At 53.1% G+C, this 22791-nt stretch carries 22 protein-coding genes; 9 read left to right on the forward strand and 13 right to left on the reverse strand.

Annotation, left to right across the window (positions count from 1 at the left end; translation table 11 throughout):
- Positions 1-127: 127 nt before the first annotated feature.
- Together kbl and tdh are read left to right on the forward strand one after the other, a co-directional pair.
- On the forward strand, positions 128-1324 hold the full coding sequence (gene kbl, locus HV352_RS00525; protein ID WP_131380313.1) for a glycine C-acetyltransferase: 1197 nt from the start codon (positions 128-130) through the stop codon (positions 1322-1324).
- 9 nt (positions 1325-1333) lie between these two features.
- Complete coding sequence (gene tdh, locus HV352_RS00530) at positions 1334-2359, forward strand: L-threonine 3-dehydrogenase (RefSeq protein ID WP_016154972.1); 1026 nt, start codon at positions 1334-1336, stop codon at positions 2357-2359.
- A 67-nt stretch (positions 2360-2426) separates the two neighbouring features.
- Here the strand turns inward: tdh and rfaY are convergent, their stop codons facing one another.
- Positions 2427-3113, reverse strand: coding sequence for a lipopolysaccharide core heptose(II) kinase RfaY (gene rfaY / locus HV352_RS00535; protein ID WP_137380160.1), 687 nt, complete (start codon positions 3111-3113; stop codon positions 2427-2429).
- Between the two features lie 244 nt (positions 3114-3357).
- On the opposite strand from rfaY, the gene HV352_RS00540 reads away from it, so the two are divergent.
- Complete coding sequence (locus tag HV352_RS00540) at positions 3358-4392, forward strand: glycosyltransferase (RefSeq protein WP_049042810.1); 1035 nt, start codon at positions 3358-3360, stop codon at positions 4390-4392.
- Here the strand turns inward: HV352_RS00540 and HV352_RS00545 are convergent.
- The 3 genes from HV352_RS00545 to gpmM are packed head-to-tail and all read right to left on the reverse strand — an operon-like array spanning position 4379 to position 8191.
- Entirely contained in the window at positions 4379-5350 is a 972-nt protein-coding gene (locus HV352_RS00545; RefSeq protein ID WP_181635125.1) for a divergent polysaccharide deacetylase family protein, read from the reverse strand. The two genes, HV352_RS00540 and HV352_RS00545, sit on opposite strands and share 14 nt — an antisense overlap.
- 3 nt (positions 5351-5353) lie before the next feature.
- Positions 5354-6613: a murein hydrolase activator EnvC gene (gene envC / locus HV352_RS00550; protein ID WP_231390992.1), complete on the reverse strand. Its 1260-nt coding sequence runs from the start codon at positions 6611-6613 to the stop codon at positions 5354-5356.
- Positions 6614-6646: 33 nt separating this feature from the next.
- Positions 6647-8191, reverse strand: a complete 1545-nt coding sequence (gene gpmM / locus HV352_RS00555; protein WP_016154967.1) for a 2,3-bisphosphoglycerate-independent phosphoglycerate mutase — start codon at positions 8189-8191, stop codon at positions 6647-6649.
- A 247-nt stretch (positions 8192-8438) separates the two neighbouring features.
- On the opposite strand from gpmM, the gene HV352_RS00560 reads away from it, so the two are divergent.
- The 5 genes from HV352_RS00560 (at position 8439) to cysE (ending at position 11605) form a co-directional block, all read left to right on the forward strand.
- Complete coding sequence (locus HV352_RS00560; protein ID WP_005120473.1) at positions 8439-8870, forward strand: rhodanese-like domain-containing protein; 432 nt, start codon at positions 8439-8441, stop codon at positions 8868-8870.
- A 51-nt stretch (positions 8871-8921) separates the two neighbouring features.
- Entirely contained in the window at positions 8922-9173 is a 252-nt protein-coding gene (grxC, locus tag HV352_RS00565) for a glutaredoxin 3 (RefSeq protein WP_003024152.1), read from the forward strand.
- Between the two features lie 46 nt (positions 9174-9219).
- The gene (gene secB, locus HV352_RS00570) at positions 9220-9687 is read left to right on the forward strand and encodes a protein-export chaperone SecB (RefSeq protein WP_003024155.1); all 468 of its coding nucleotides are present in this window, start codon (positions 9220-9222) and stop codon (positions 9685-9687) included.
- The gene (gpsA, locus tag HV352_RS00575; RefSeq protein ID WP_016154966.1) at positions 9687-10706 is read left to right on the forward strand and encodes an NAD(P)H-dependent glycerol-3-phosphate dehydrogenase; all 1020 of its coding nucleotides are present in this window, start codon (positions 9687-9689) and stop codon (positions 10704-10706) included. The genes secB and gpsA overlap by 1 nt, the downstream gene beginning before the upstream one ends.
- Before the next feature lie 77 nt (positions 10707-10783).
- Positions 10784-11605 carry a serine O-acetyltransferase gene (gene cysE, locus HV352_RS00580; RefSeq protein WP_016154965.1) on the forward strand — a complete coding sequence of 274 codons (822 nt, stop codon included), beginning with the start codon at positions 10784-10786 and terminating at the stop codon, positions 11603-11605.
- A 181-nt stretch (positions 11606-11786) separates the two neighbouring features.
- On the opposite strand, the gene trmL is transcribed toward cysE, so the two are convergent.
- The 6 genes from trmL to HV352_RS00610 all read right to left on the reverse strand — a co-directional run bounded on the left by trmL (position 11787) and on the right by HV352_RS00610 (position 18083).
- Positions 11787-12260, reverse strand: a complete 474-nt coding sequence (gene trmL / locus HV352_RS00585) for a tRNA (uridine(34)/cytosine(34)/5-carboxymethylaminomethyluridine(34)-2'-O)-methyltransferase TrmL (RefSeq protein ID WP_016157744.1) — start codon at positions 12258-12260, stop codon at positions 11787-11789.
- Positions 12261-12306: 46 nt separating this feature from the next.
- Entirely contained in the window at positions 12307-13647 is a 1341-nt protein-coding gene (locus tag HV352_RS00590) for an aromatic acid/H+ symport family MFS transporter (RefSeq protein WP_047415818.1), read from the reverse strand.
- Positions 13648-13842: 195 nt separating this feature from the next.
- A complete protein-coding gene (lldD, locus tag HV352_RS00595; RefSeq protein ID WP_016154962.1) occupies positions 13843-15033 on the reverse strand; it encodes an FMN-dependent L-lactate dehydrogenase LldD in 1191 nt (396 codons plus the stop codon).
- Positions 15030-15806, reverse strand: coding sequence for a transcriptional regulator LldR (gene lldR, locus HV352_RS00600; RefSeq protein WP_003024170.1), 777 nt, complete (start codon positions 15804-15806; stop codon positions 15030-15032). The genes lldD and lldR overlap by 4 nt, the downstream gene beginning before the upstream one ends.
- Positions 15803-17458, reverse strand: a complete 1656-nt coding sequence (gene lldP, locus HV352_RS00605; protein ID WP_016154960.1) for an L-lactate permease — start codon at positions 17456-17458, stop codon at positions 15803-15805. The genes lldR and lldP overlap by 4 nt, the downstream gene beginning before the upstream one ends.
- Before the next feature lie 262 nt (positions 17459-17720).
- On the reverse strand, positions 17721-18083 hold the full coding sequence (locus HV352_RS00610) for a YibL family ribosome-associated protein (RefSeq protein ID WP_016154959.1): 363 nt from the start codon (positions 18081-18083) through the stop codon (positions 17721-17723).
- A gap of 292 nt (positions 18084-18375) precedes the next feature.
- Between HV352_RS00610 and HV352_RS00615 the strand changes: the two genes are divergently transcribed.
- Positions 18376-18582, forward strand: a complete 207-nt coding sequence (locus HV352_RS00615) for a hypothetical protein (RefSeq protein ID WP_016154958.1) — start codon at positions 18376-18378, stop codon at positions 18580-18582.
- 12 nt (positions 18583-18594) lie between these two features.
- Here HV352_RS00615 and mtlR read toward each other — a convergent pair whose 3' ends face one another.
- From mtlR to mtlA, 3 genes are all read right to left on the reverse strand, one after another.
- Positions 18595-19185: a mannitol operon repressor MtlR gene (mtlR, locus tag HV352_RS00620; RefSeq protein WP_005120486.1), complete on the reverse strand. Its 591-nt coding sequence runs from the start codon at positions 19183-19185 to the stop codon at positions 18595-18597.
- On the reverse strand, positions 19182-20330 hold the full coding sequence (gene mtlD, locus HV352_RS00625) for a mannitol-1-phosphate 5-dehydrogenase (RefSeq protein ID WP_181635126.1): 1149 nt from the start codon (positions 20328-20330) through the stop codon (positions 19182-19184). Before mtlD ends, mtlR begins: the two co-directional genes overlap by 4 nt.
- 220 nt (positions 20331-20550) lie before the next feature.
- Positions 20551-22467 (reverse strand): PTS mannitol transporter subunit IICBA, encoded by a 1917-nt coding sequence (gene mtlA / locus HV352_RS00630; RefSeq protein ID WP_016154956.1) that lies wholly within the window; start codon positions 22465-22467, stop codon positions 20551-20553.
- Positions 22468-22791 lie beyond the last annotated feature (324 nt).

The raw sequence follows: 22791 nt of genomic DNA on the forward strand, positions 1-22791 counted from the left end.
TCACTGATTAGCCATGTGGGTATACGTGATTTATGCTTCATTTTGAAGAAGTGATGATGCGTCATCTCGTATCAGCGTATAGCTTTGGGTAATATGTGCTGAAATTTGCCCAGTCTGGAGAATTGAAATGCGTGGGGATTTTTACAAACAGTTAACGAACGATCTCGAAACCGCACGTGCGGAAGGATTGTTTAAAGAAGAGCGCATTATTACGTCTGCCCAGCAGGCGGATATCACCGTGGCGGACGGAAGCCACGTTATTAACTTTTGTGCGAACAACTATCTGGGGCTGGCTAACCACCCGGAACTGATTGCAGCTGCAAAAGCAGGTATGGATTCTCACGGATTTGGTATGGCTTCGGTCCGCTTTATTTGCGGTACCCAGGACAGCCATAAGCAACTGGAGCAAAAACTGGCGGCATTCCTCGGTATGGAAGATGCCATTCTTTACTCTTCCTGCTTTGACGCCAACGGCGGCCTGTTTGAAACGCTGCTGGGCGCAGAAGATGCGATTATCTCAGATGCGCTCAACCACGCTTCTATCATTGACGGTGTTCGCTTGTGTAAAGCAAAGCGTTTCCGTTACGCCAACAACGACATGGTCGAACTGGAAGCTCGTTTGAAAGAAGCGCGTGAAGCGGGAGCCCGTCATATCCTGATCGCCACCGATGGCGTGTTCTCTATGGATGGTGTGATAGCTAACCTGAAAGGCGTTTGTGACCTGGCGGATAAATACGACGCGCTGGTCATGGTTGATGATTCCCATGCTGTCGGCTTTGTCGGCGAAAATGGTCGTGGCTCACATGAATACTGTGACGTTATGGGGCGTGTGGACATCATCACTGGTACGCTGGGTAAAGCTCTCGGCGGCGCATCTGGCGGTTATACCGCAGCGCGCAAAGAGGTTGTTGAGTGGCTGCGCCAGCGTTCCCGTCCGTATCTGTTCTCCAACTCATTGGCTCCTGCAATTGTTTCTGCCTCCATTAAAGTGCTGGAGATGGTCGAAGCAGGCAGCGAGCTGCGCGATCGCCTGTGGGCGAACGCACGTCAGTTCCGCGAGCAAATGTCTGCCGCAGGCTTTACGTTAGCGGGAGCGGATCACGCAATTATCCCGGTCATGTTGGGGGATGCGGTAGTGGCGCAAGATTTCGCCCGCGAGCTGCAAAAAGAGGGGATTTACGTTACTGGATTCTTCTATCCGGTGGTTCCAAAAGGTCAGGCGCGTATTCGTACCCAGATGTCTGCGGCGCATACCCCTGAGCAGATTACGCGTGCTGTTGAGGCGTTCACACGCATTGGTAAACAACTGGGCGTTATTGCCTGAGGATGTGAAATGAAAGCGTTATCCAAACTGAAAGCGGAAGAGGGCATTTGGATGACCGACGTTCCTGAACCGGAAGTCGGCCATAACGATTTGCTGATTAAAATCCGTAAAACAGCCATCTGCGGGACTGACGTTCACATTTATAACTGGGATGAATGGTCGCAAAAAACCATCCCGGTACCGATGGTCGTTGGACATGAATATGTCGGCGAAGTTGTTGGCATCGGCCAGGAAGTTAAAGGCTTTAAAATCGGCGATCGCGTTTCAGGCGAAGGTCATATCACCTGCGGGCATTGCCGTAACTGCCGCGGTGGACGTACTCACCTGTGCCGCAATACGACCGGTGTTGGCGTAAACCGTCCAGGCTGCTTTGCAGAGTACCTGGTGATCCCGGCATTTAACGCGTTTAAAATTCCGGACAACATCTCTGACGACCTGGCGTCTATCTTCGATCCGTTCGGTAATGCGGTGCATACGGCGCTGTCGTTCGATCTGGTTGGGGAAGATGTGCTGGTTTCCGGCGCGGGTCCAATCGGTATTATGGCGGCAGCGGTTGCCAGGCACGTTGGCGCACGCCACGTGGTGATTACCGATGTTAATGAGTATCGCCTTGAACTGGCGCGTAAAATGGGCATCACTCGCGCGGTCAACGTGTCGAAAGAGAGTCTGACCGACGTGATGGCTGAACTGGGCATGACCGAAGGGTTTGATGTCGGTCTGGAGATGTCCGGCGCGCCGCCAGCGTTTCGCGCCATGCTGGACACCATGAACCACGGTGGCCGTATTGCTATGCTGGGTATTCCACCATCAGACATGTCCATCGACTGGACTAAAGTTATCTTTAAGGGATTGTTTATTAAAGGTATCTACGGTCGTGAGATGTTTGAGACTTGGTACAAGATGGCCGCATTGATTCAGTCTGGTCTGGATTTGTCGCCGATCATCACCCATCGATTCTCCATCGATGAATTCCAGCAGGGCTTTGACGCGATGCGTTCGGGCCAGTCAGGGAAAGTGATCCTGAGCTGGGATTGAATGCTCGACTTGTATTAAATGCTACCAACGGCCAGATTATTTATTCTGGCCGTATAAATAATAAATACTATTTGCCACGAAGCTTTCTGGATAAAGTTCTTGTCGCTTCTTTGAGCCAGATGAGCTTGTAGATTAACCCTTTTCCTTTGATGTTAATATGATATTTTCGCTGCAAAGCTAAAATATCATTAGCCTGGCAAATCTTCATATTTCCCTTACAGGATAAGTCAATTATTCTTAATTCACCGCCTGGCGTACGAATGAAATTTCCAGGGTGGATATCATTAGATGCCAACCCGGCTTTGTGAAGGCGCAGAACGCACTGTTTCACTTCATCGGCATTCTTATGGTTAATTTCTTTTAAAGGAGTGCCTTCAACATATTCATGAATAATATAAACATCATGACACTGACGAAGGCGTACTTTTTCAGCGGCATAGTAGAGATCCGCTGTACAGGCGCGCATTTCCGGGGAGAGTGTGTCCAGTTTCTTGATGAGCCTGGAATAAAAGGGGCCGGAGATAAAATTCTGCATTTTTTTCTCAAATCGAGGATCAACTTCACGGTCGTTTTTGATGATAAATTTTTGTGAGTTGTACTCGACCAGTTCTACACTGCGCATGGCGTTACCACTGCTCAACGGTTTGCCACTGATTTCTTTGTTTATATACTTATTCATCAGTGACTTAAGGTCTGTTTTGGTCTCTTTGCAATAGACCGTATAACCTTTTTCATGTGTCTTACTGATGGCCATCACTTTCCTCGATATCAGTGTACATCGCGCGTTAATTTACAGGGGTATAGTATACAGGTTGTGTCCCTCAATATGTAGACGATCTGAGCTATCACAGGCCGCTGAACTCAGGCGCCGCATGGCATTTTCCCATACTGGTTGCTTTCGCTGCGCCGCTTCTGAAAATTAAACGTTCTAACCTTAATAATTCCTTAATGAAACTGTAGTAAAAGTCATCAGTGTACTGACAAACTTGGGTTATCTGATGAGAAACCGCACAAATATGTTGAGTGTTATTATTCCGTTGTATAACGCGGGTGATAGTTTTCGGGATTGCATGGAATCTTTGATCGCACAGACATGGGCTGCGATAGAGATCATTATTGTGGATGACGGTTCAACGGATAACTCTGTTGATATTGCAAGACATTATGCTGATAACTATTCCCATGTCCGGTTGTTACATCAGGCTAACGCCGGGGCATCTGTCGCGCGTAATCGTGGTCTGGCAGTGGCCAAAGGGGATTATGTTGCATTTGTCGATGCCGATGACCTGGTTTATCCCAATATGTATGAAACCCTGATGACCATGGCGCTTCAGGATGACCTCGATCTGGCACAGTGCAATTCTGATTGGTGCATTTTCGAAACGGGGGACACCTGGCAATCAATACCGACGGACCGTCTGCGGTCTACGGGTGTATTGACCGGCCCCGACTGGTTACGTATGGCATTGGCTTCACGCCGTTGGACGCATGTGGTCTGGATGGGGGTTTATCGCAGAGATGTTATCGAGAAAAACAAGATAGCGTTTATTCCAGGGTTGCATCATCAGGATATTGTATGGACGACGGAGTTTATGTTTAACGCCAAACGTGTGCGATATACCGAGCAATCATTGTATAAATACTTCTTACACGATCAATCAGTTAGCCGTCTTAAAAGACAAGGCTTAAAAAATCTCAATTACCAACGCCACTATATTAAAATTACACGGTTATTGGATAAGTTGAATCGTGAATATGCGGGTCGGATTACTATTTATCCGGAATTTCATCAGCAAATAACCTATGAAGCATTACGCGTTTGCCACGCAGTACGCAAAGAGCCGGATGTCCATATTCGTCAACGCATGATTGCAGAGATTTTTGTCTCTGGTATGTATAAACGCATGATTACTAACGTACGCAGCGCCAAAGTTTTGTACCAGGCGCTGCTATGGTCATTCCGTCTCTGGAAATGGCGCGATAAAACATCCTCGCCTTCTCGTATTGCCCGTAAAACGCTTAATTTACGTTAGCGTTCATAGCGCTGGGTGAGGATGTATTCCCCCAGCCCTGCCATTGCAGGCGCATGTACTGCACCAGCGTGCTTTGGGTGATGCTTTCACCGAGCACGCTGAAGAAGCGGCTGGCGTAAACCGGCTCTAACGGCTGCTTCGGTTTGCATAATCTCACCCCGCGGAAAGGATTACGTGGCGCATCAGGTTTACCATTCTTCGGCGGTGTAAGGTTTGGTCTGGAGGTGTCTACCTGTGGTTCATTGAGCAGGCTGCTTGGGCGAACCAGCGTAATGTCCGCAGGCAGGTTATAAAGCATCTGCTGCAGGACGCGAACAGTCGAAGGGTGAGGATGCCCAATGGCAATTACTGAACCGTTGCGGCGCGCAAGCTCAACGGCACGATTAAACTGACGGCGAATATCGGCTTCGTTTTGCGTGTCATCCAGGAAGACTTTGCGTTTGATAACCTTCACGCCGGTTCCTGATGCTGCGCGCATTGCCTGACTGTTGCCGATGGTCATACTGTCCAGGAAGTAGAGATCGTAGCGTTCCAGCGCCTGCATCACCTTCTGCATGCCGAACAGGCTGGAGGTCATCGCGCTGCCCATATGGTTGTTCAGCCCGACCGCATTCGGTACTTTGCTTACCGCGTCGCGAATAATCCGCTCAATCTCTTCGCTGCTCATTTCCGGGCGCAAAGTATCTTTCTCTAACGGCTGTTTGCTCAGCGGCGCCATCGGCAGATGGATTAACACTTCATGCCCGCTGTTATGCGCTTTAATCGCCATTTCACGCGCGTGTGGGGCATTAGGCAGAACGGCAACGGAGAGGGTGGAAGGCATCGCCAGAACCTGATTTTCGGTGTGTGGACGATAGCCGAAATCATCAATAACGATGGCAAGTTTGCCAGCAAAAACAGGTGTTGCGAAGGCCAGCACGCTGGCGAGAGAGAATAATAGACGACGAAATTGAGGCAAAACTTATCTTCCCAACCACGGCTGTGGATTGACCGCCTGACCCTGGCGACGAATTTCGAAATAGAGTGCCGGCCTGCCCTGTCCGCCGCTGCTACCCACAAGTGCAATAGGCTGCCCGGCGCGAACCTGCGTACCGACGCTGACCAGCGCGCTCTGGTTATAACCGTAAAGGCTCATATCGCCTTTACCGTGCTCAACGACGACCACCAGACCGTAGCCCTGCAACCAGTCCGCCAGAATGACGCGGCCATCGGCAATGGCTTTAACTTCGGTGCCTTCGGATGCGCCAATAACCATCCCCTTCCAACGTAGCTCACCTTGCAACTGTTCGCCATAACGATGTAGCGTTGGACCACGAACGGGCCAGAATGCCTGGCCGCGTGGGGAACCTAAACCGCCGGTACGGGACATCAGTGATTTTTCGCTTTCGGTTGGCTTGTAGGTTGAGCCTTTCCGTGACGCATCCTTCTGTTTGTCACGTACGGCCTGCGCCTCGCGAGCTTCACGTTCCGCGCGTGCTTTGGCTGCGGCTTCGGCACGAGCAATGCTGTTGCGCAGGCGTGATTCGTTGGCGCGCATTTCGCCCAGTTGCTGCTGACCCTGCTGAATCGATGACTCCAGACCCGAGAGCGTCTTCTTGCGTTCATTACGCGCCTGCTCCAGCTTAGCCTGCTGAGCGCGCTGTTCGTACAGCAACGTCTGCTGTTCGCTCTGCTTATCTTCCAGCTCGGCTTTTTGCGAGTCGACCTCTTCGCGGGTTTGTTTCAACTGCGCGATGGTTTCCTGCCGCGCCTGGTTCAGATAGCCGAAATAGGCCTGCAGGCGTTGCCCGCGCTGGCTCTCTTCCCCGCTCAGAATGAGCTGAATACCGGTGTGTTCGCCCTGGCGAAACGCTGCGTCAAGTTGCGCTGCCAGGCTACGCTCTTGCGCAGCCCGCTGTTTTTCCAGCTTCGCGAGGGCGGCATTCATCTCTGTGATTTGTGCATTCAACTGCGCCAGCGAGTTTTGCGTTTCGCGTAGTTGCCTGGCGGCAACGGCGATGGCCTGTTCCTGAGCTTTAAGTTGAGCGAGGAGAGTGGAGCGTTGTTGTTGTTGTTGGCGTACCGCACGTTCTTTTGCCGCGATATCAGCCTGAATAGATTTGAGCTGATCGCGCTCGTCCGCGTGGGCGGAAAAGGCGCACAGCAATACGCCAGCGCTAAGCGCGCTGGCGTAGAACAAGGGCCTGACTGAAAGCTTTCGCAGTTTCACGGCCCAAGTGATGGTATTAATCGCCTTTCCCCTCATGGGGAGGGATTATTCCACGATGAACAGCGGCTTACCAGTCATCTCTTGCGGGATTTCCATACCCATCAGCGTCAGCATCGTCGGGGCGATATCAGAAAGTTTGCCGCCTTCAACTGCTTTGACGTTTTTACCACCGACATAAATCAGCGGAACGGGCAGGTTGGTGTGTGCTGTATGCGCCTGACCGGTGGACGGATCGCGCATTTGCTCTGCGTTACCGTGGTCCGCGGTGATCAGCAGTTGGCCGCCAACGGATTCAACCGCTTTAGTCACCTGCTCAACGCAGTGATCCAGCGCTTCAACCGCTTTAACCGCAGCTTCCATCACCCCGGTGTGACCAACCATGTCGCCGTTCGGGTAGTTACAAATGATGGTGTCGTATTTTCCGCTCTGAATCGCAGCAACCAGCTTCTCGGTCAGCTCAGCAGAGCTCATTTCCGGCTGCAGATCGTAGGTCGCGACTTTCGGCGAGTTGATCAGGATGCGATCTTCGCCTTTGAACGGCTCTTCTACGCCGCCGTTAAAGAAGAAGGTCACGTGGGCATATTTTTCAGTTTCGGAAATACGCAGCTGCGTTTTGTCATTCTTCGCCATCCACTCGCCAAGGGTGTTGGCCAGAGACGCTGGTGGGTAAGCAACAGCCGTTTTGATGTCGGCTGCGTATTCGGTCAGCATCACAAAGTTGAGGTTAACGACTTTCTTACGGGCGAAGCCGTCGAAGTCAGCGTTAACAAACGCACGGGTGATTTCACGCGCACGGTCAGCACGGAAGTTCATGAAAATCAGCGTATCGCCGTCTTCCATGGCGGCTTCAGCCTGGCCTTCAGCACGGATCACGGTCGCTTTCACGAATTCGTCGTTTTCGTCGCGGGCATAAGCAGCCTGCAGGCCTTCAACAGCCGTAGCGAACTGGAACTCGCCTTTTGCCAGCGTCATCAGGTCATAAGCCTGTTCAACGCGATCCCAACGGTTGTCGCGGTCCATGGCGTAGTAACGACCGATGATGGACGCTACGCGGCCTTTGCCCAGCGCGGCAAATTTCTCTTCGAATTTCTGCAGCGAATGTTCAGCGCTGCGCGGCGGGGTATCACGGCCATCAAGGAAAGCGTGCAGATAGATTTTCTCAGCACCGCGTTCAGCTGCCATTTCGACCATCGCCATGATGTGATCTTCGTGGCTGTGAACGCCGCCAGCAGAGAGCAGGCCCATGATATGAACCGCTTTGCCGCTATTTTTTGCCTGGTCGACCGCATCGGTCAGCACTGGGTTAGCGAAGAAAGTCCGTTCTTTAATTTCAACATCCAGACGGGTCAGGTCCTGATACACGATGCGGCCCGCGCCCAGGTTGACGTGACCCACTTCGGAGTTGCCCATCTGGCGATCGGGCAGGCCGACTTCCAGGCCAGAGGCATCAATCAGGGTATGCGGACGTTTTGCCCACAGAGCATCCATTACCGGGGTTTTGGCATTAAAGATGGCGTTATCCTGGCTGTCTTCACGATAGCCATAGCCATCCAGAATCACCAGTACCATAGGTTTTTTAGAAACCGACATTGCGACAACCTCACACTCAATAGACAAAAATAATTGCGTAATTTTACTACAGCTGAATCGATAAAATAGCCCCAGAAGATCAAATAATCGACCAGAGCGTGTCGCAGAGGGCGCGGATTTACGTTTTTTTTTCCGTAGCGCCCCGCAAAAATGCAATCCAATGCACGCTCTGGCTGTATTTGCGCCAACGCGCAGGTATACTCCTTTCCTGGTTTTTTAATCACTAAGTCGGGAGTTGTTACCCCCCATGCAAGAAATTATGCAATTTGTTAGTCGCCACCCTGTATTGAGTATCGCCTGGATTGCGTTACTGGCGGCTGTATTATTTACCACGTTTAAGAGCCTGACTTCGAAAGTGAAGGTAATTACGCGCGGAGAAGCCACTCGTCTTATCAACAAAGAAGATGCGGTGATTGTGGATTTACGTCAGCGCGACGACTTCCGCAAAGGCCATATCGCGGGCTCCACTAACCTGCTGCCGAGCGAAATCAAAGCCAACAATTTTGGCGAGCTGGAAAAACACAAAAACAAACCTGTTATTGTGGTTGATGGCTCTGGTATGCAGTGCCAGGATTCAGCAACTGCGCTGATTAAAGCCGGTTTTGAGCAGGTATCTGTACTGAAAGACGGCGTAGCGGGCTGGAGTGGCGAGAATCTGCCACTGGTTCGCGGCAAGTAATTTACCCGTCTTCTTTCATGCCTCAGGGTAAAAGAACACTGGAGATAAGTCATGGCCAATATTGAGATCTATACCAAAGCGACCTGCCCGTTTTGCCATCGCGCAAAGGCGCTGTTGAACAGCAAGGGTGTGAGTTTCCAGGAACTTCCGATTGACGGCGATGCCGTGAAGCGTGAAGAGATGATCAAGCGCAGTGGCCGTACAACGGTTCCGCAGATTTTTATTGATGCACAGCACATTGGTGGTTGTGACGACTTGTATGCGTTGGATGCACGTGGTGGACTGGATCCACTGCTGCGTTAAGGCGTACCGAAGTATTTAAAGGACAACACTAAAGGGTTTTCTCAACATGTCAGAACAAAATAACACTGAAATGGCTTTCCAGATCCAACGTATTTATACCAAGGATGTGTCTTTCGAAGCGCCAAATGCACCACATGTTTTCCAGAAAGATTGGCAGCCAGAGGTTAAACTGGATCTTGATACCGCATCTACCCAACTGGCAGATGATGTGTATGAAGTAGTGCTGCGTGTCACCGTAACGGCTTCTCTGGGTGAAGAAACTGCGTTCCTGTGTGAAGTTCAGCAGGGCGGTATTTTCTCCATCAGTGGTATTGAAGGGACTCAGATGGCGCATTGCCTTGGTGCATACTGCCCGAACATTCTGTTCCCGTATGCCCGCGAATGCATCACCAGCCTGGTTTCCCGCGGTACATTCCCGCAACTGAACCTTGCGCCGGTCAACTTTGATGCGCTGTTCATGAACTATTTACAGCAGCAGGCTGGCGAAGGTACTGAAGAACATCAGGATGCCTGATGAACCAAAGTAATGCTTCAATGACTGTGATTGGTGCCGGCTCGTACGGCACCGCTCTTGCCATCACCCTGGCAAGAAATGGCCATCAGGTTGTCCTGTGGGGCCATGATCCGAAACATATCGCGACCCTCGAGCACGATCGCTGCAACGTCGCGTTCCTCCCTGATGTGCCTTTTCCCGAAACGCTGCGCCTGGAAAGTGATTTAGCCACTGCGCTGGCCGCCAGTCGTAATATTCTGGTGGTGGTGCCTAGCCACGTCTTTGGCGAAGTGCTGCGCAACATCAAACCGCTGATGCGTCCTGACGCGCGTCTGGTCTGGGCGACAAAGGGTCTGGAAGCGGAAACGGGACGCCTGCTGCAGGACGTCGCGCGTGAAGCGCTGGGGAATTCTATTCCACTGGCGGTTATCTCCGGTCCGACGTTCGCCAAAGAGCTGGCGGCGGGCATGCCGACGGCGATTTCTCTGGCCTCGACGGACGACACCTTTGCTGACGATCTCCAGCAGTTGCTGCACTGTGGCAAGAGCTTCCGCGTTTACAGCAATCCGGATTTCATTGGCGTGCAGCTTGGCGGCGCGGTGAAAAACGTCATTGCGATTGGCGCGGGGATGTCTGACGGCATCGGTTTCGGCGCGAATGCGCGAACCGCATTGATCACCCGTGGACTGACCGAAATGTCTCGCCTTGGCGCGGCGTTGGGTGCCGATCCTGCCACCTTTATGGGGATGGCGGGTTTAGGCGATCTGGTGCTGACCTGTACCGACAACCAGTCGCGTAACCGTCGTTTTGGCATGATGCTCGGCCAGGGGATGGACGTGCAGGGGGCGCAGGACAAGATTGGTCAGGTGGTTGAAGGCTACCGCAATACGAAAGAAGTTCGTGAATTGGCGCACCGTTTTGGTGTTGAGATGCCAATAACCGAGGAAATTTATCAAGTATTGTATTGCGGAAAAAACGCGCGCGAGGCAGCATTGACGTTATTAGGCCGTGCACGCAGGGACGAGCTGAGTCGCCACTAGCTGTAAGGAACTGTTGAATATAACGACCCGACCCGCGAAGAACGGGTCGGTCGTTTTGCTACCTTCTGGAGTACGCAATGCCGTGTGAAGAACTGGATATCGTCTGGAAAAACATTAAAGCGGAAGCCCGGGCACTGGCGGAATGTGAGCCAATGCTGGCCAGTTTTTATCACGCAACGTTGCTCAAGCATGAAAACCTCGGCAGTGCGCTGAGCTATATGCTGGCGAATAAACTCGCTTCTCCGATCATGCCCGCCATTGCCATTCGCGAAGTCGTGGAAGAGGCCTACGCGGCCGATCCTGAAATGATTGCCTCAGCGGCCTGTGATATTCAGGCGGTACGCACGCGTGATCCGGCTGTCGATAAATATTCCACCCCACTTCTGTATCTGAAGGGCTTTCATGCGCTTCAGGCCTACCGTATCGGTCACTGGCTGTGGCATCAGGGGCGTCAGGCGCTGGCGATCTTCCTGCAAAATCAGGTGTCCGTTAGCTTCCAGGTAGACATTCACCCGGCGGCAAAAATTGGCCGTGGGATTATGCTCGATCACGCCACTGGTATTGTGGTCGGTGAAACTGCCGTGATTGAAAACGACGTCTCTATTTTGCAATCCGTCACGCTGGGCGGGACCGGTAAAGCTGGCGGTGACCGTCATCCGAAAATTCGTGAAGGCGTGATGATTGGCGCGGGAGCAAAAATTCTCGGCAACATTGAAGTCGGGCGCGGCGCGAAGATTGGCGCAGGTTCCGTCGTTTTACAGCCGGTACCCCCGCATACCACTGCAGCAGGCGTTCCGGCACGCATCGTTGGCAAGCCTGACAGCGATAAGCCGTCCATGGATATGGATCAGCATTTCAACGGGATACATCATACTTTTGAGTATGGAGATGGTATCTGATTTCGAGCTATCTTACCTGGCAGATTAAACCTGGGCTGTGCTCGTCATCCTCACGGACTGCGTGTACGCTCCGGTGACTGTGCGCAGTCCGTGTTCAATCTGTCTGCGCCGATAACGCTCGAAATGAATTTCATCAAATTAATGTAGGTCGGATCAGGCCCTAGCCGCCATCCAACAATCATCAGCTACGCAGTACCGCGCCCGGATACCCTAGCTGGCGCCAGGCCTCATACACCACCACCGACACCGCATTTGACAGGTTCATGCTGCGACTGTCTGGCATCATTGGAATACGAATTTTTTGTTCGGCCGGCAGCGCGTCAAGGATGCTGGCTGGCAGACCGCGTGTTTCCGGACCAAACATCAGATAATCCCCGTCCTGATAGCATACCGCGCTATGCGCTGGCGTACCTTTGGTGGTCAGAGCAAACAGGCGCTGCGGATGTTCTGCGGCGACGAAGGCGGCGTAATCAGGGTGGCGCAGCACGGCGGTAAATTCATGGTAATCCAGCCCCGCGCGACGCAGGCGCTTGTCGTCCCAGGTAAAGCCCATTGGCTCTATAATATGCAAACGAAAGCCGGTGTTGGCGCAAAGACGGATAATATTGCCGGTATTTGGCGGGATTTCTGGTTCGAATAAAACGATGTTAAGCATACTGCCCCCTTGATAACGGGGGGCAGAATAGCAGAAAGAGCGGGTACTATGCGACGGTCAGCGCGTGCGGTTTATAGCGCTGCAGCTTGTAAATTGTCGCGGCAGCAGCGACCAGGGCCGGAAGGCTGAGGAACATTAAGATACTGTCTGCCTGCCATTGCAGGGAAAGCAACTGGGCGCTCATCATCGTTCCGGCTACGCCGCCGAAGCGGCCCACGCCCTGCATCCAGGCAATGCCCGTCGCACGGCAGTGGGTTGGATAAAACGTGGCGGCCAGCGTCTGCAGCCCGGACTGCGCGCCATTCATGGTAATCCCCATCAGGAAGATCAGTGCGCCGAACAAGATGATGTGGTTATGTTCAAACCCGAGAGCGAGGGCAAACAGCATCGTCAGAATGAAGCCGAGTGAGACCACTTTATGGGCTTCCCAGCGGTCCATTAACCAACCGGCCAGCAGGATCCCCGCCGTACCGCCAAAGGTAAACAGCGATGTCAGCCAGGCGGATTCGGCCAGCGGATAGCCCATTCCCAGCATCAGCGTTGGCATCCAGCTCAGCAGCACGTAATAGATAACCAGCCCCATAAAGTAGGTCATCCAGAGCATCAGCGTACCCGGCAGCCAGGGCATACTAAATAACTGTGCCACGCTGCTTTTTTTGACCGTGATACGGTCTTCATCCAGATAAAACTGGGTAACCTGTTCCAGACTTCCCGACATAAAGCGTTGAGCAATGCGTTTGATCTGTGCAACCCCTTTACCGCGGTGAACCAGATACTTAACCGACTCTGGCAGGAACAGCACCAACAGTGCGGTGAGGACCAGCGGGGCGATCGCACCAGCAAGCAGAACACTGTGCCAGCCGTAGTTGGGGATCAGCCAGGAGGAGATCACGCCGCCGCCCGCAGCCCCTAACGGAAAGCCACAGTACATGGTGTTAATCGCCATTGAACGACAGCGTTTCGGGGCGAATTCTGACACCAGGGTGATGGCATTGGGCATTGCCGCGCCAAGCCCAAGCCCGGTGAGAAAGCGCCAAAACGTGAGCATATTCAGCGTCTGGGCATAGGCGGTTCCCAGACTGGCGAGGCCAAAGAACAGACAGGAAAAGACCAGGACGCGCTTACGACCCATACGATCGGAAATCGGTCCGGCCAGCAGGGCACCAAATGAGAGGCCCAATAGCGCGGCGCTTAACACCGGTCCGAGATCTTGTTTCTTGATACCCCAGTCGGCTGAGAGCGTGGGGGCAATATAGCCCATCGCCGCCGTATCGAAGCCGTCAATGGCTAAAACCAGAAAACCCAGGACAATAATGACCCAGTGGAAGCGCGAAAAAGCACTGTCATCTATCGCCTGCTGGATATTCACTTTTCCGGAATAAGCCATGTCACCCTCGCCCGTTATGATGGTTGTTATATGTATAAAATGCTGTTGTATTAGCTTGTCTATACATTTGGCAGGTGGATAAAAAGTTGTCAAATATATTGGTTGTAAATGTTAACTAGTCGTTATTTTTGGATAAAAAATGGTCGGGCTGAAAACAGACCGACCATTCAGAAAATGGGGTTTACGGGGATGTTATTACGCTGCGCTACCCTGGACCAGAGGTGCCAGCGCGGCAGGCAGGCTCTTACCCAGTTCCTGTACCAGCGAATCACGGCTGATTTCGCTAATCGACTTCGCACCGGTCAGGGTCATCGCCACCTTCATCTCTTTCTCGATAAGGTTCAGCAGATTCGCCACACCGGCCTGGCCGTGGGTCGCCAGCGCGTACAGATAAGCACGCCCCAGCAGCACGCTATCCGCGCCCAGCGCTATCATGCGTACAACGTCCAGACCATTGCGGATCCCGCTATCAGCCAAAATGGTAATATCGCCTTTCACCGCATCGGCAATGGCGGGCAGCGCACGAGCTGAAGACAGCACGCCATCTAACTGACGGCCACCGTGGTTAGAGACAACGATACCATCCGCGCCAAAGCGTACGGCGTCGCGGGCATCTTCAGGGTCGAGGATCCCTTTGATCACCATCGGACCATCCCAGAATTCACGGATCCACTCGAGGTCTTTCCAGGAAATCGACGGATCGAAGTTATTCGCCAGCCAGCCGATGTAATCTTCAAGGCCGGTGGGTTTGCCCAGATAAGTCGAAATATTGCCTAAATCATGCGGGCGACCGTTCAGACCAACGTCCCATGCCCACTGTGGATGAGTGACTGCTTGCCAGTAGCGACGCAGTGCCGCATTTGGGCCGCTCATACCGGAATGGGCATCACGGTAGCGTGCGCCAGGCGTTGGCATATCGACGGTAAAGACCAGCGTGGAGCAACCCGCCGCTTTGGCGCGCTCCAGTGCGTTACGCATAAAACCGCGATCGCGCAGAACATACAGCTGGAACCACATCGGACGCTTGATGGTCGGGGCGACTTCTTCAATCGGACATACGGACACTGTGGAAAGCGTAAACGGAATGCCTTTGGCATCAGCGGCGGCGGCGGCCTGAACCTCGCCCCGGCGTGCGTACATGCCGCACAAGCCGACAGGCGCGAGGGCTACCGGCATGGAGAGTGTTTCGTTGAACAGCTTGGTTTCCAGGCTCAGGTCGGACATATTCTTCAGTACGCGCTGGCGCAGCGCCACCTCTGACAGGTCTGCCACGTTACGGCGCAAGGTGTGCTCGGCATACGCCCCGCCGTCAATATAGTGGAACAAGAAGGGGGGCAGGATGCGCTGGGCTGCGGCGCGATAGTCGCTGGCTGCTGAAATAATCATGTGTTGTTCTCCCTGCTATTCTCACCAGGATCACCGGGCAGGCGCGTAATACGCGCCTGCCGGGCCTGATCTTCATCAAATCGTTTAATTGTGGTGTGGACAAAACTGAGGTGCGCCATCATGGCCTTACGCGCCCCGTCGGCATCCCCGGCAACAATGGCGTCCAGCACGGCCTGATGCTGCGCCGTCAGCTGAGAAAATACCGGCGGTACCAGGTACATACGTTGGCGGCTCTGTTTTACCGAAGACTGCAGGACGTCGAAGAAACCGCGCATGGTCTGCAACAGCACCACGTTGTGCGAGGCTTCCGCAATGGCGAGATGAAAACGAACGTCAGCCTGCGAGGCGAGATCCGGATCTTCGCTTTGCGTGGCCTCGAAACAGAGCCTGATTTTCTCTTTATCCGCGGCGGTGGCCCGCATAGCAGCGTGCCAGGCGGTACTGGCTTCGATGGCGTGGCGGGCCTCCAGAATATCGAAACTGTAATCAGGATCGTCCGCCAGCAGGGTTTTCAGCGGCTGAACGATGTTTTGTTCAGACCAGGCCTCATGCTGCCAGCGGATAAACGTCCCGCCGCCACGACGGCTAATCAGTACGCCTTCACTGACCAGCTTTGCTAACGCCTCGCGCAGCGAGTTACGCGATACGCCGAGCTGTACAGCCAGTTGGCGCTCAGCGGGCAACTTCATGCCCGCCTCCAGCTGTTGTTCTTCAATCAGCGCCCGCACACGAGATGCGACTTCGTCTGACAGGCGTCTGGGCATCACTATCATGGAATCATCCAGGTTAAGACATAGGCCTGCAGCGTGGTAATCACACCCACCATGCAGGTGAAAATCAGGCTGTGTTTCACGGTAAAGCGGAACAGGTCAGACTCTTTCCCCACTAATCCCACTGCCGCACAGGCGATAGCGATAGATTGCGGCGAGATCATCTTGCCGGTCACGCCGCCGGTGGTATTTGCCGCAACCATCAGCACATCCGAAACGCCGATTTGCTGAGCAGCCGTAGCCTGCAGGGCGGCAAACAGTGCGTTTGATGAGGTGTCGGACCCGGTCAGAAATACCCCCAGCCAGCCGAGGAACGGTGAGAAGAAGGTAAACGCGCTGCCGGTGTGTGCCAGGGCCAACGCCAGGGTTGATGAAAGCCCGGAGTAGTTTGAGATAAACGCGAATGCCAGCACCATTCCGATGGAGTAAATAGGTAACGCCAGATCTTTCAGCGTGCTGCCAAAAGTCTGCAGCGCTGCGGACGGCTTCATCTTCAACCAGACGATAGACAGCAGGGCGGCAAACAAAATCGCGGTACCGGTTGCGGAGAACCAGTCAAATTTATACACCGCCGCGTAGGCTGTGGCTTCATGTACGACCGGCGGCATACGGGCAACCAGCTTATCGAGGTACGGAACCGGAATATTGACCACCCAGTGGTACATCGCGCCGCCTGGCGCAAACAGCGCTTTAAACGGCGGTACGCTCCACAGCGTGACGGTGGCGGTCAGGAACAGGAACGGAGACCAGGCGCGGACCACCTGTCCAGCGGTATAGTGGGTGCGAGCCAGCGTCTGATCGACCTGTGAAGCGCCCATATCGCCAAAGCGGAAGATGCGTACCGGCTGCCAGCGTTTCAGGAACAGCGTCAGGCAGACCAGCGAAACCAGAGACGAGATAATGTCTGGCAGTTCTGGCCCGATAAAGTTAGAGCTGAGGTACTGCGCGATAGCAAACGAGCCGCCAGCGACCATCACCGCAGGCCAGGTCTCTTTTACGCCGCGCCAGCCATCCATAATCGCCATAATCCAGAACAACACGATAATGGTCAGGAACGGTAACTGACGGCCCACCATCTGACCAATCTCGAAACTATCCAGCCCGGTAACCTGACCGGCAACCAGAATCGGAATGCCCATTGCGCCAAAAGCGACCGGAGCGGTGTTTACGATCAGACACAAACCTGCCGCGTACAGAGGATTAAAGCCCAGACCAACCAGCAGTGCGGCGGTAATCGCTACCGGAGCGCCAAATCCTGCCGCCCCTTCGAGGAATGCCCCAAAGGAGAAACCGACAATCAGCATTTGCAGACGTTGGTCCGGGGTAATCGAGAGTATTGAGGAGCGGATGATGTCGAACTGCCCGGTTTTCACCGAGATTTTATAGACGAATACCGCGGCGATAATGATCCAGGCAATTGGCCACAGACCATAGAAGAAGCCGTACACCACGGAAGCCAGAGCGTGATCGACCGGCATTTTGTAAAACAGCAGGGCGACCGTCAGAGCGATCACCACCGTCCATGACGCCGCAACATAGCCTTTCAGCTTGAGCTTAATCAGGGCGAAGAAAAAGAACAGGATAGGGAGCGATGCGATCAGACTGGAAAGCCAGATGTTACCGGCCGGGTCGTAGTTCTGTTGCCAGAGATTCATTGCAGGTCTCCTGGGGGCCGCCGACATAATGGAATGAGTCTGTGCTCATCTCCTGGTCACATTATGTGTAAAAGTGGCCCTGCCAATATTGTTGTGTAGGGGTAATGACAATGAATGGTTAATCAAATGTTATTTATTGGCAACGGTATTGTACGCACATTTTAATGAAATGTGAGGTGCTGGTAGGATCTGGCTGAAATTGGTAGGGCCAATTGCGAGGAGAAGGGAAGGACCGGGCAAGCGAATGTTGCCCGGTGGGAGATCAGAACTCGCTCTTCGCGAAGCCCGTCATCTCTTTCAGGCCCATTTCACGGCCAAGCTCGGTCATCGGGTGAACGACGATCAGGCCGCGCACGCTCTTCTTCAGCTTGCCCATGTCGGCCTGTTCTTTTTTGGTGATAGCACGACGGAAAGGAAGTTTCGCCAGCTTTTGCGCTTCTTTGCTCAGCTTCTGGCCGTGGACGTCACGCAGACGCGCGATCTCGGTTTCCAGCGTTTCTTTCTCTTGCTCCAGCTCGGCATATTTGTCGGCGGCTTCAACCAGGGACAGGTCTGCCTGCTGGTGGCGGATAGCGTCCAGACGATCGCTCAGGCGTTTAATTTCGTTTTTTTCGACTTCTTTCATAGGATAGCTTCTGATAAAAATAGGATGAATATCCTATAGTATGCGCGCAGAGCGGGATTATTCACAACTAATCGAAGATAAATAATCAAATGCTGCAAGTATTATTCAGCTAATGAAAATACTACTATTTTGATTAATAAGGAATTTTAAGTGATAAGGTCGGCCGTAGTGCTTTTTATTGACGGGTTCATAGTGAAGCACGTTTTCCTCAATATAATCGCCCAACCGATCCTAAACTTAAATAAGCAACCGCGCAGGCTGAGCGCGGTTAATACATGGAGGAGGGAAGATTATGGCGAAAATAGGTGAGAACGTTTCGGCCCTTATTGATAAGACGGTCGATTTTATGGCTTCAAGCCAGGCTTTTCGCGAATATCTGAATAAAACACCACCGCGCAACGTTGTCCCTACTGAAATACCGCAGGAGAATGCGCAGCTGTATCTGCAACGTCTGGCGTATTATCGGCAGCTGTATCGACCGCAGCAGGAAGAGAAGTAAGCCTGCAGGGTCTTATTTTTGAAAGGCTTTTTTTAAGCTGATTTTAGAAATCAGCTCGGTCAGGGAAAGTACCATCGTGGAGCGTACCATCTGCTGGTAGCGCTGAATCTGCATTGCGTGCAAACCTGAGTCTGAGGTATCAAACTGCGGTGGCGGCGGGAGTGCCGTCACGCAGTGGAGTTCGCCAAATGGGCCAAGAATTTCGTCGTCGGTGAACGCGTATTCATTACCGTCATGGTTTAACTCTTCCCGCAGCGCCATCAGAAGCTCCGCATCTTCATACTCCGGCCGGCTGAGTACGCCCAGACCGTAAATTAGCTTCAGACGAACGGAAAGATCGCCCAGCGGACCGTCGCCGTCGAGCAGGGGTTCTACGGCATATTTTACCGCATAGTCGTCTTTGCGAAATACCTGAAGCACAAGGATATTCACCGCTTCGGTGAGCAGTTCTACGGCGGTGATGAGGAAGCTGCGTACGGTTTTGCCAGCATTCAGACGCTCAAGCACACGATTTTCAAAGGCCTGCGTTTGTTCCATTATTGCCTGCATATCTGACAATCTGTCATTTGGGCGCAGGCTGACCTGCGCCACATTCTCTATCATTTGGTTGCGTTATATGCGTTAACCGCCTCCGCCACCACATCACTGTTGGCATCCAGACCGGAAACCTGTGCCAGCGCGGCCTGTGGACCTCTTTCGTCAATCAGCGCGGCCAGTTCCTGGGCCTGCGGATCTTCTTCACTGCGATAGTGCATCGCTGCAGCAATACCGGTGACCAGATTCGCGTGCGGCAGGCCATACTCCAGCGTGCCCAGCAGCGGTTTAATCAGACGATCGCCCGCGCTCAGTTTACGCAGCGGCTGACGACCCACGCGCTCAACGTCATCTTTCAGATACGGGTTTTCAAAGCGACCGAGGATTTTCTGAATGTATGCCGCATGTTTTGCTGCATCAAAGCCATAGCGTTTGATCAGTACCGCGCCGCTCTCTTCCATCGCACCTTTTACCACTGCACGGATTTTCTCGTCGAGAATCGCGTCCCGGATGGTCTGATGACCGGTCAATTTTCCGAGGTACGCGGTTATAGCATGCCCGGTGTTCAGCGTGAAGAGTTTACGTTCGACAAATGCCATCAGGTTATCAGTTAATTCCATTCCCGGGATGTCAGGCAGTTCGCCTTTGAACTGTGTTTTGTCGACAATCCACTCACTGAAGGTTTCGACGGTGACTTCCAGCGGATCGTTGGTCGCAGAAGCCGAAGGGGGAACAATGCGGTCCACGGCGGAATCGACGAAGCCAACATGTTCTTCAACCCAGGATTTGTCTTCATCTGCCAGCGCGTTCATAACGTGGCCTTTCAACTGGGTGGTTCCGCGCACCATGTTTTCACAGGCGATAATATTCAGCGGAGTGGCGATGCCCTGCGCCTTGCGTTTAACCAGCCCTTTGGCGATGGCCGGAGCGATACGCTCAAGCACGACCGGACCGACGGCGGTAGTGACTAAATCTACGTGGGCAATCAGGTCGACAACATCATCGCCGATGCTGCTCACGGCGTTGACGCCGGAAACGGTATCAACCTGCTCGTTTTCACCCACCACATGAACCTGATAGCTATGACGGGCATTCAGGGCATCGAGCACGACCTGGTTTACATCCGCGAACGTCAGTTGTATCCCCGCGTCCGCCAGCAGTTTGCCGATAAAGCCACGACCGATATTACCTGCGCCAAAATGTAATGCTTTCATAGTATTAACCTTCATTAATGTTTTTACCCAAGAGGGCTGGGGTGAGGCGTTTCCCTCAACCTAACCCTCTCCACAAGGGAGAGGATATCGCCTTCATATTTCGAACTGCAGATGCGTTGGCTCTCCTCGCTCACCCCAGTCACGTACTTATGTACGCTCCTGGGGATTCGCTGCGTTGCCGCCTTTCTGCAGCTCGAACTATTTTGGAGATACTTAATGGTTAAGCTTTTTTACCAGCCAGCAGTTCCAGAACTTCATCCACGCTGGTGGTATGGGCCAGACGTTCGATCACGGATTCGTCATCCAGAGCGTTGGTCAGGCTGGTGATCACCTGGATATGTTCATTGTTACGTGCGGCGATACCAATGACCAGGCGGGCAATGTCGTCTTCTTCTTCACCGAAGCGCACGCCTTCTGGGTACTGGCAGAACACCACGCCGGTTTTCAGCACGCGGTCTTTGGCTTCAACCGTACCGTGCGGCACTGCGATGGACTCACCGAGGTAAGTCGGGGTTAGTTTTTCGCGGTCCAGCATCGCCTCGACGTATTCTGGCTCAACGTAGCCGCCTTTCACCAGTTGCTCACCGGCAAAGCGAATCGCTTCTTCTTTGTTAGTGGCTTTACGGCCGAGGAAGATATTCTCCGCACCCAGTTTGAACAGGTGGGTATCACCCTCTTCAAAGCTGTCTTTCAGGTGATCGCGGACTTTCTCTTCGTTCACGTTGTGGCGCTGTGCAGCAACCAGACGTTCGGTCAGGCTGGCGTACAGGCCGCTGTCGAGGAAGTTGGTCAGCGAAATGTGTTGTGCCTGAGGCACCTGGCGCATCGCACGTTCGGTCAGGTCACGGTGAGTAATGACCAGATCGACATCCGGCGGCAGATTGTTAATCGCGCTGTTGGTGACGGAAATCTGAGACAGACCGGCATCCTGCACTTTCTTGCGCAGTACGCCCGCCCCCATGGCGCTGGAGCCCATACCCGCATCGCAGGCAACGATGATTTTACGCACATGGCTCAGGTCGTTAGTCACGTCGCCAGCCGCCAGCGGAGATGCACCTTTGGATTCCGCTTTCATGTCGTGCATACGACGAGTAGCGGCATCAATGTCATCATCTTCTTTCACTTTGCTGGTTTTCAGCAGAATGGCTGAGACGACAAAGGAGACAGCCATTGCGGCACAGATAGCAGCGATGTTCGCGAAGTAAGCACCCTTCGGCGTCATTGCCAGTACGGCCAGGATAGAACCCGGAGAAGCCGGAGAAACCAGGCCGCCGTTCAGGATAGTCAGGGTAAATACGCCAGTCATACCGCCGAGGATAACGGCCAGGATCAGACGCGGGTTCATCAGCACGTACGGGAAGTAAATTTCGTGGATACCACCCAGGAAGTGGATGATAGCCGCGCCGCCTGCAGACTGCTTAGCGCTGCCGCGACCGAAGAACATGTATGCCAGCAGAACGCCCATACCCGGACCCGGGTTAGCTTCAATCAGGAAGAAGATGGATTTGCCCATCTCGTGGGACTGCTGAATACCCAGCGGTGAGAAAATACCGTGGTTGATGGCGTTGTTGAGGAACAGGATTTTCGCCGGTTCAACGAAGATAGACGCCAGCGGCAGCATGTCATGGACAACCATGAAGTTAACGCCTGCCGCCAGGATTTTGGACAGTGCTTCAACCAATGGGCCAATGCCAAGGAATGCCAGAATGGCGAGGATCATCCCGATGATGCCTGCGGAGAAGTTATTCACCAGCATCTCAAAACCGGACTTGATCTTACCGTCTACCCAGTTGTCGAAATGTTTGATAGCCCAGCCGCCCAGCGGACCTGCGATCATCGCGCCGAGGAACATTGGCATATCGGCACCGACGATAACGCCCATGGTGGTGATAGCACCCACCACGCCGCCACGCTCGCCGCCAACCAGCTTACCACCGGTATAACCGATCAGCAGCGGCAGCAGATAGGTGATCATTGGGCCGACAAGCTTCGCCAGCGTTTCGTTCGGCAACCACCCTGTCGGAATGAATAATGCGGTGATAATACCCCACGCGATAAACGCGCCGATATTTGGCATCACCATGTTACTGAGGAATCGACCAAAGCTTTGCACTTTGATCTTAATATCGGATGACATAAAAACACCCCTTCTTATGTTTGCTGTCGCGCAGGCTAAAAGCCCGAGGTTTGTTAATGTAGCGGCAGGAGGTAGCCGGACCCTGTAGATACTGCGAAATCTGGCACTGAATCGTTCAACTGTCCAGTCGATGACTTTTTATGTGACGTTTGTCACGTAAATATAGGGTGTATGGCGTTAGTTAATGTGATTTTCATCACAAAATATCGGTACAAAAAAACATCATAGGTCAAGAATTGGCTAAAAATGGGCGTTAAGTGTGAAGTTGTTCACGTTTTTGCTTTGGCTGTTTGTTGGGTATTTGTGATCTACTTCTCAATAAAT

Origin of the sequence: Citrobacter sp. RHBSTW-01044, from assembly GCF_013781945.1 — a bacterium.
Classification (GTDB): Bacteria; Pseudomonadota; Gammaproteobacteria; order Enterobacterales; family Enterobacteriaceae; genus Citrobacter; species Citrobacter braakii.

Bases quoted from the DNA above. Each gene is read 5' to 3' on its own strand.
- kbl (WP_131380313.1), top strand. From the start codon at position 128: ATGCGTGGGGATTTTTACAAACAGTTAACGAACGATCTCGAAACCGCA.
- tdh (WP_016154972.1), top strand. From the start codon at position 1,334: ATGAAAGCGTTATCCAAACTGAAAGCGGAAGAGGGCATTTGGATGACC.
- rfaY (WP_137380160.1), bottom strand. From the start codon at position 3,113: ATGGCCATCAGTAAGACACATGAAAAAGGTTATACGGTCTATTGCAAA.
- HV352_RS00540 (WP_049042810.1), top strand. From the start codon at position 3,358: ATGAGAAACCGCACAAATATGTTGAGTGTTATTATTCCGTTGTATAAC.
- gpmM (WP_016154967.1), bottom strand. From the start codon at position 8,191: ATGTCGGTTTCTAAAAAACCTATGGTACTGGTGATTCTGGATGGCTAT.
- HV352_RS00560 (WP_005120473.1), top strand. From the start codon at position 8,439: ATGCAAGAAATTATGCAATTTGTTAGTCGCCACCCTGTATTGAGTATC.
- grxC (WP_003024152.1), top strand. From the start codon at position 8,922: ATGGCCAATATTGAGATCTATACCAAAGCGACCTGCCCGTTTTGCCAT.
- secB (WP_003024155.1), top strand. From the start codon at position 9,220: ATGTCAGAACAAAATAACACTGAAATGGCTTTCCAGATCCAACGTATT.
- gpsA (WP_016154966.1), top strand. From the start codon at position 9,687: ATGAACCAAAGTAATGCTTCAATGACTGTGATTGGTGCCGGCTCGTAC.
- cysE (WP_016154965.1), top strand. From the start codon at position 10,784: ATGCCGTGTGAAGAACTGGATATCGTCTGGAAAAACATTAAAGCGGAA.
- trmL (WP_016157744.1), bottom strand. From the start codon at position 12,260: ATGCTTAACATCGTTTTATTCGAACCAGAAATCCCGCCAAATACCGGC.
- HV352_RS00590 (WP_047415818.1), bottom strand. From the start codon at position 13,647: ATGGCTTATTCCGGAAAAGTGAATATCCAGCAGGCGATAGATGACAGT.
- lldD (WP_016154962.1), bottom strand. From the start codon at position 15,033: ATGATTATTTCAGCAGCCAGCGACTATCGCGCCGCAGCCCAGCGCATC.
- lldR (WP_003024170.1), bottom strand. From the start codon at position 15,806: ATGATAGTGATGCCCAGACGCCTGTCAGACGAAGTCGCATCTCGTGTG.
- lldP (WP_016154960.1), bottom strand. From the start codon at position 17,458: ATGAATCTCTGGCAACAGAACTACGACCCGGCCGGTAACATCTGGCTT.
- HV352_RS00610 (WP_016154959.1), bottom strand. From the start codon at position 18,083: ATGAAAGAAGTCGAAAAAAACGAAATTAAACGCCTGAGCGATCGTCTG.
- HV352_RS00615 (WP_016154958.1), top strand. From the start codon at position 18,376: ATGGCGAAAATAGGTGAGAACGTTTCGGCCCTTATTGATAAGACGGTC.
- mtlR (WP_005120486.1), bottom strand. From the start codon at position 19,185: ATGATAGAGAATGTGGCGCAGGTCAGCCTGCGCCCAAATGACAGATTG.
- mtlD (WP_181635126.1), bottom strand. From the start codon at position 20,330: ATGAAAGCATTACATTTTGGCGCAGGTAATATCGGTCGTGGCTTTATC.
- mtlA (WP_016154956.1), bottom strand. From the start codon at position 22,467: ATGTCATCCGATATTAAGATCAAAGTGCAAAGCTTTGGTCGATTCCTC.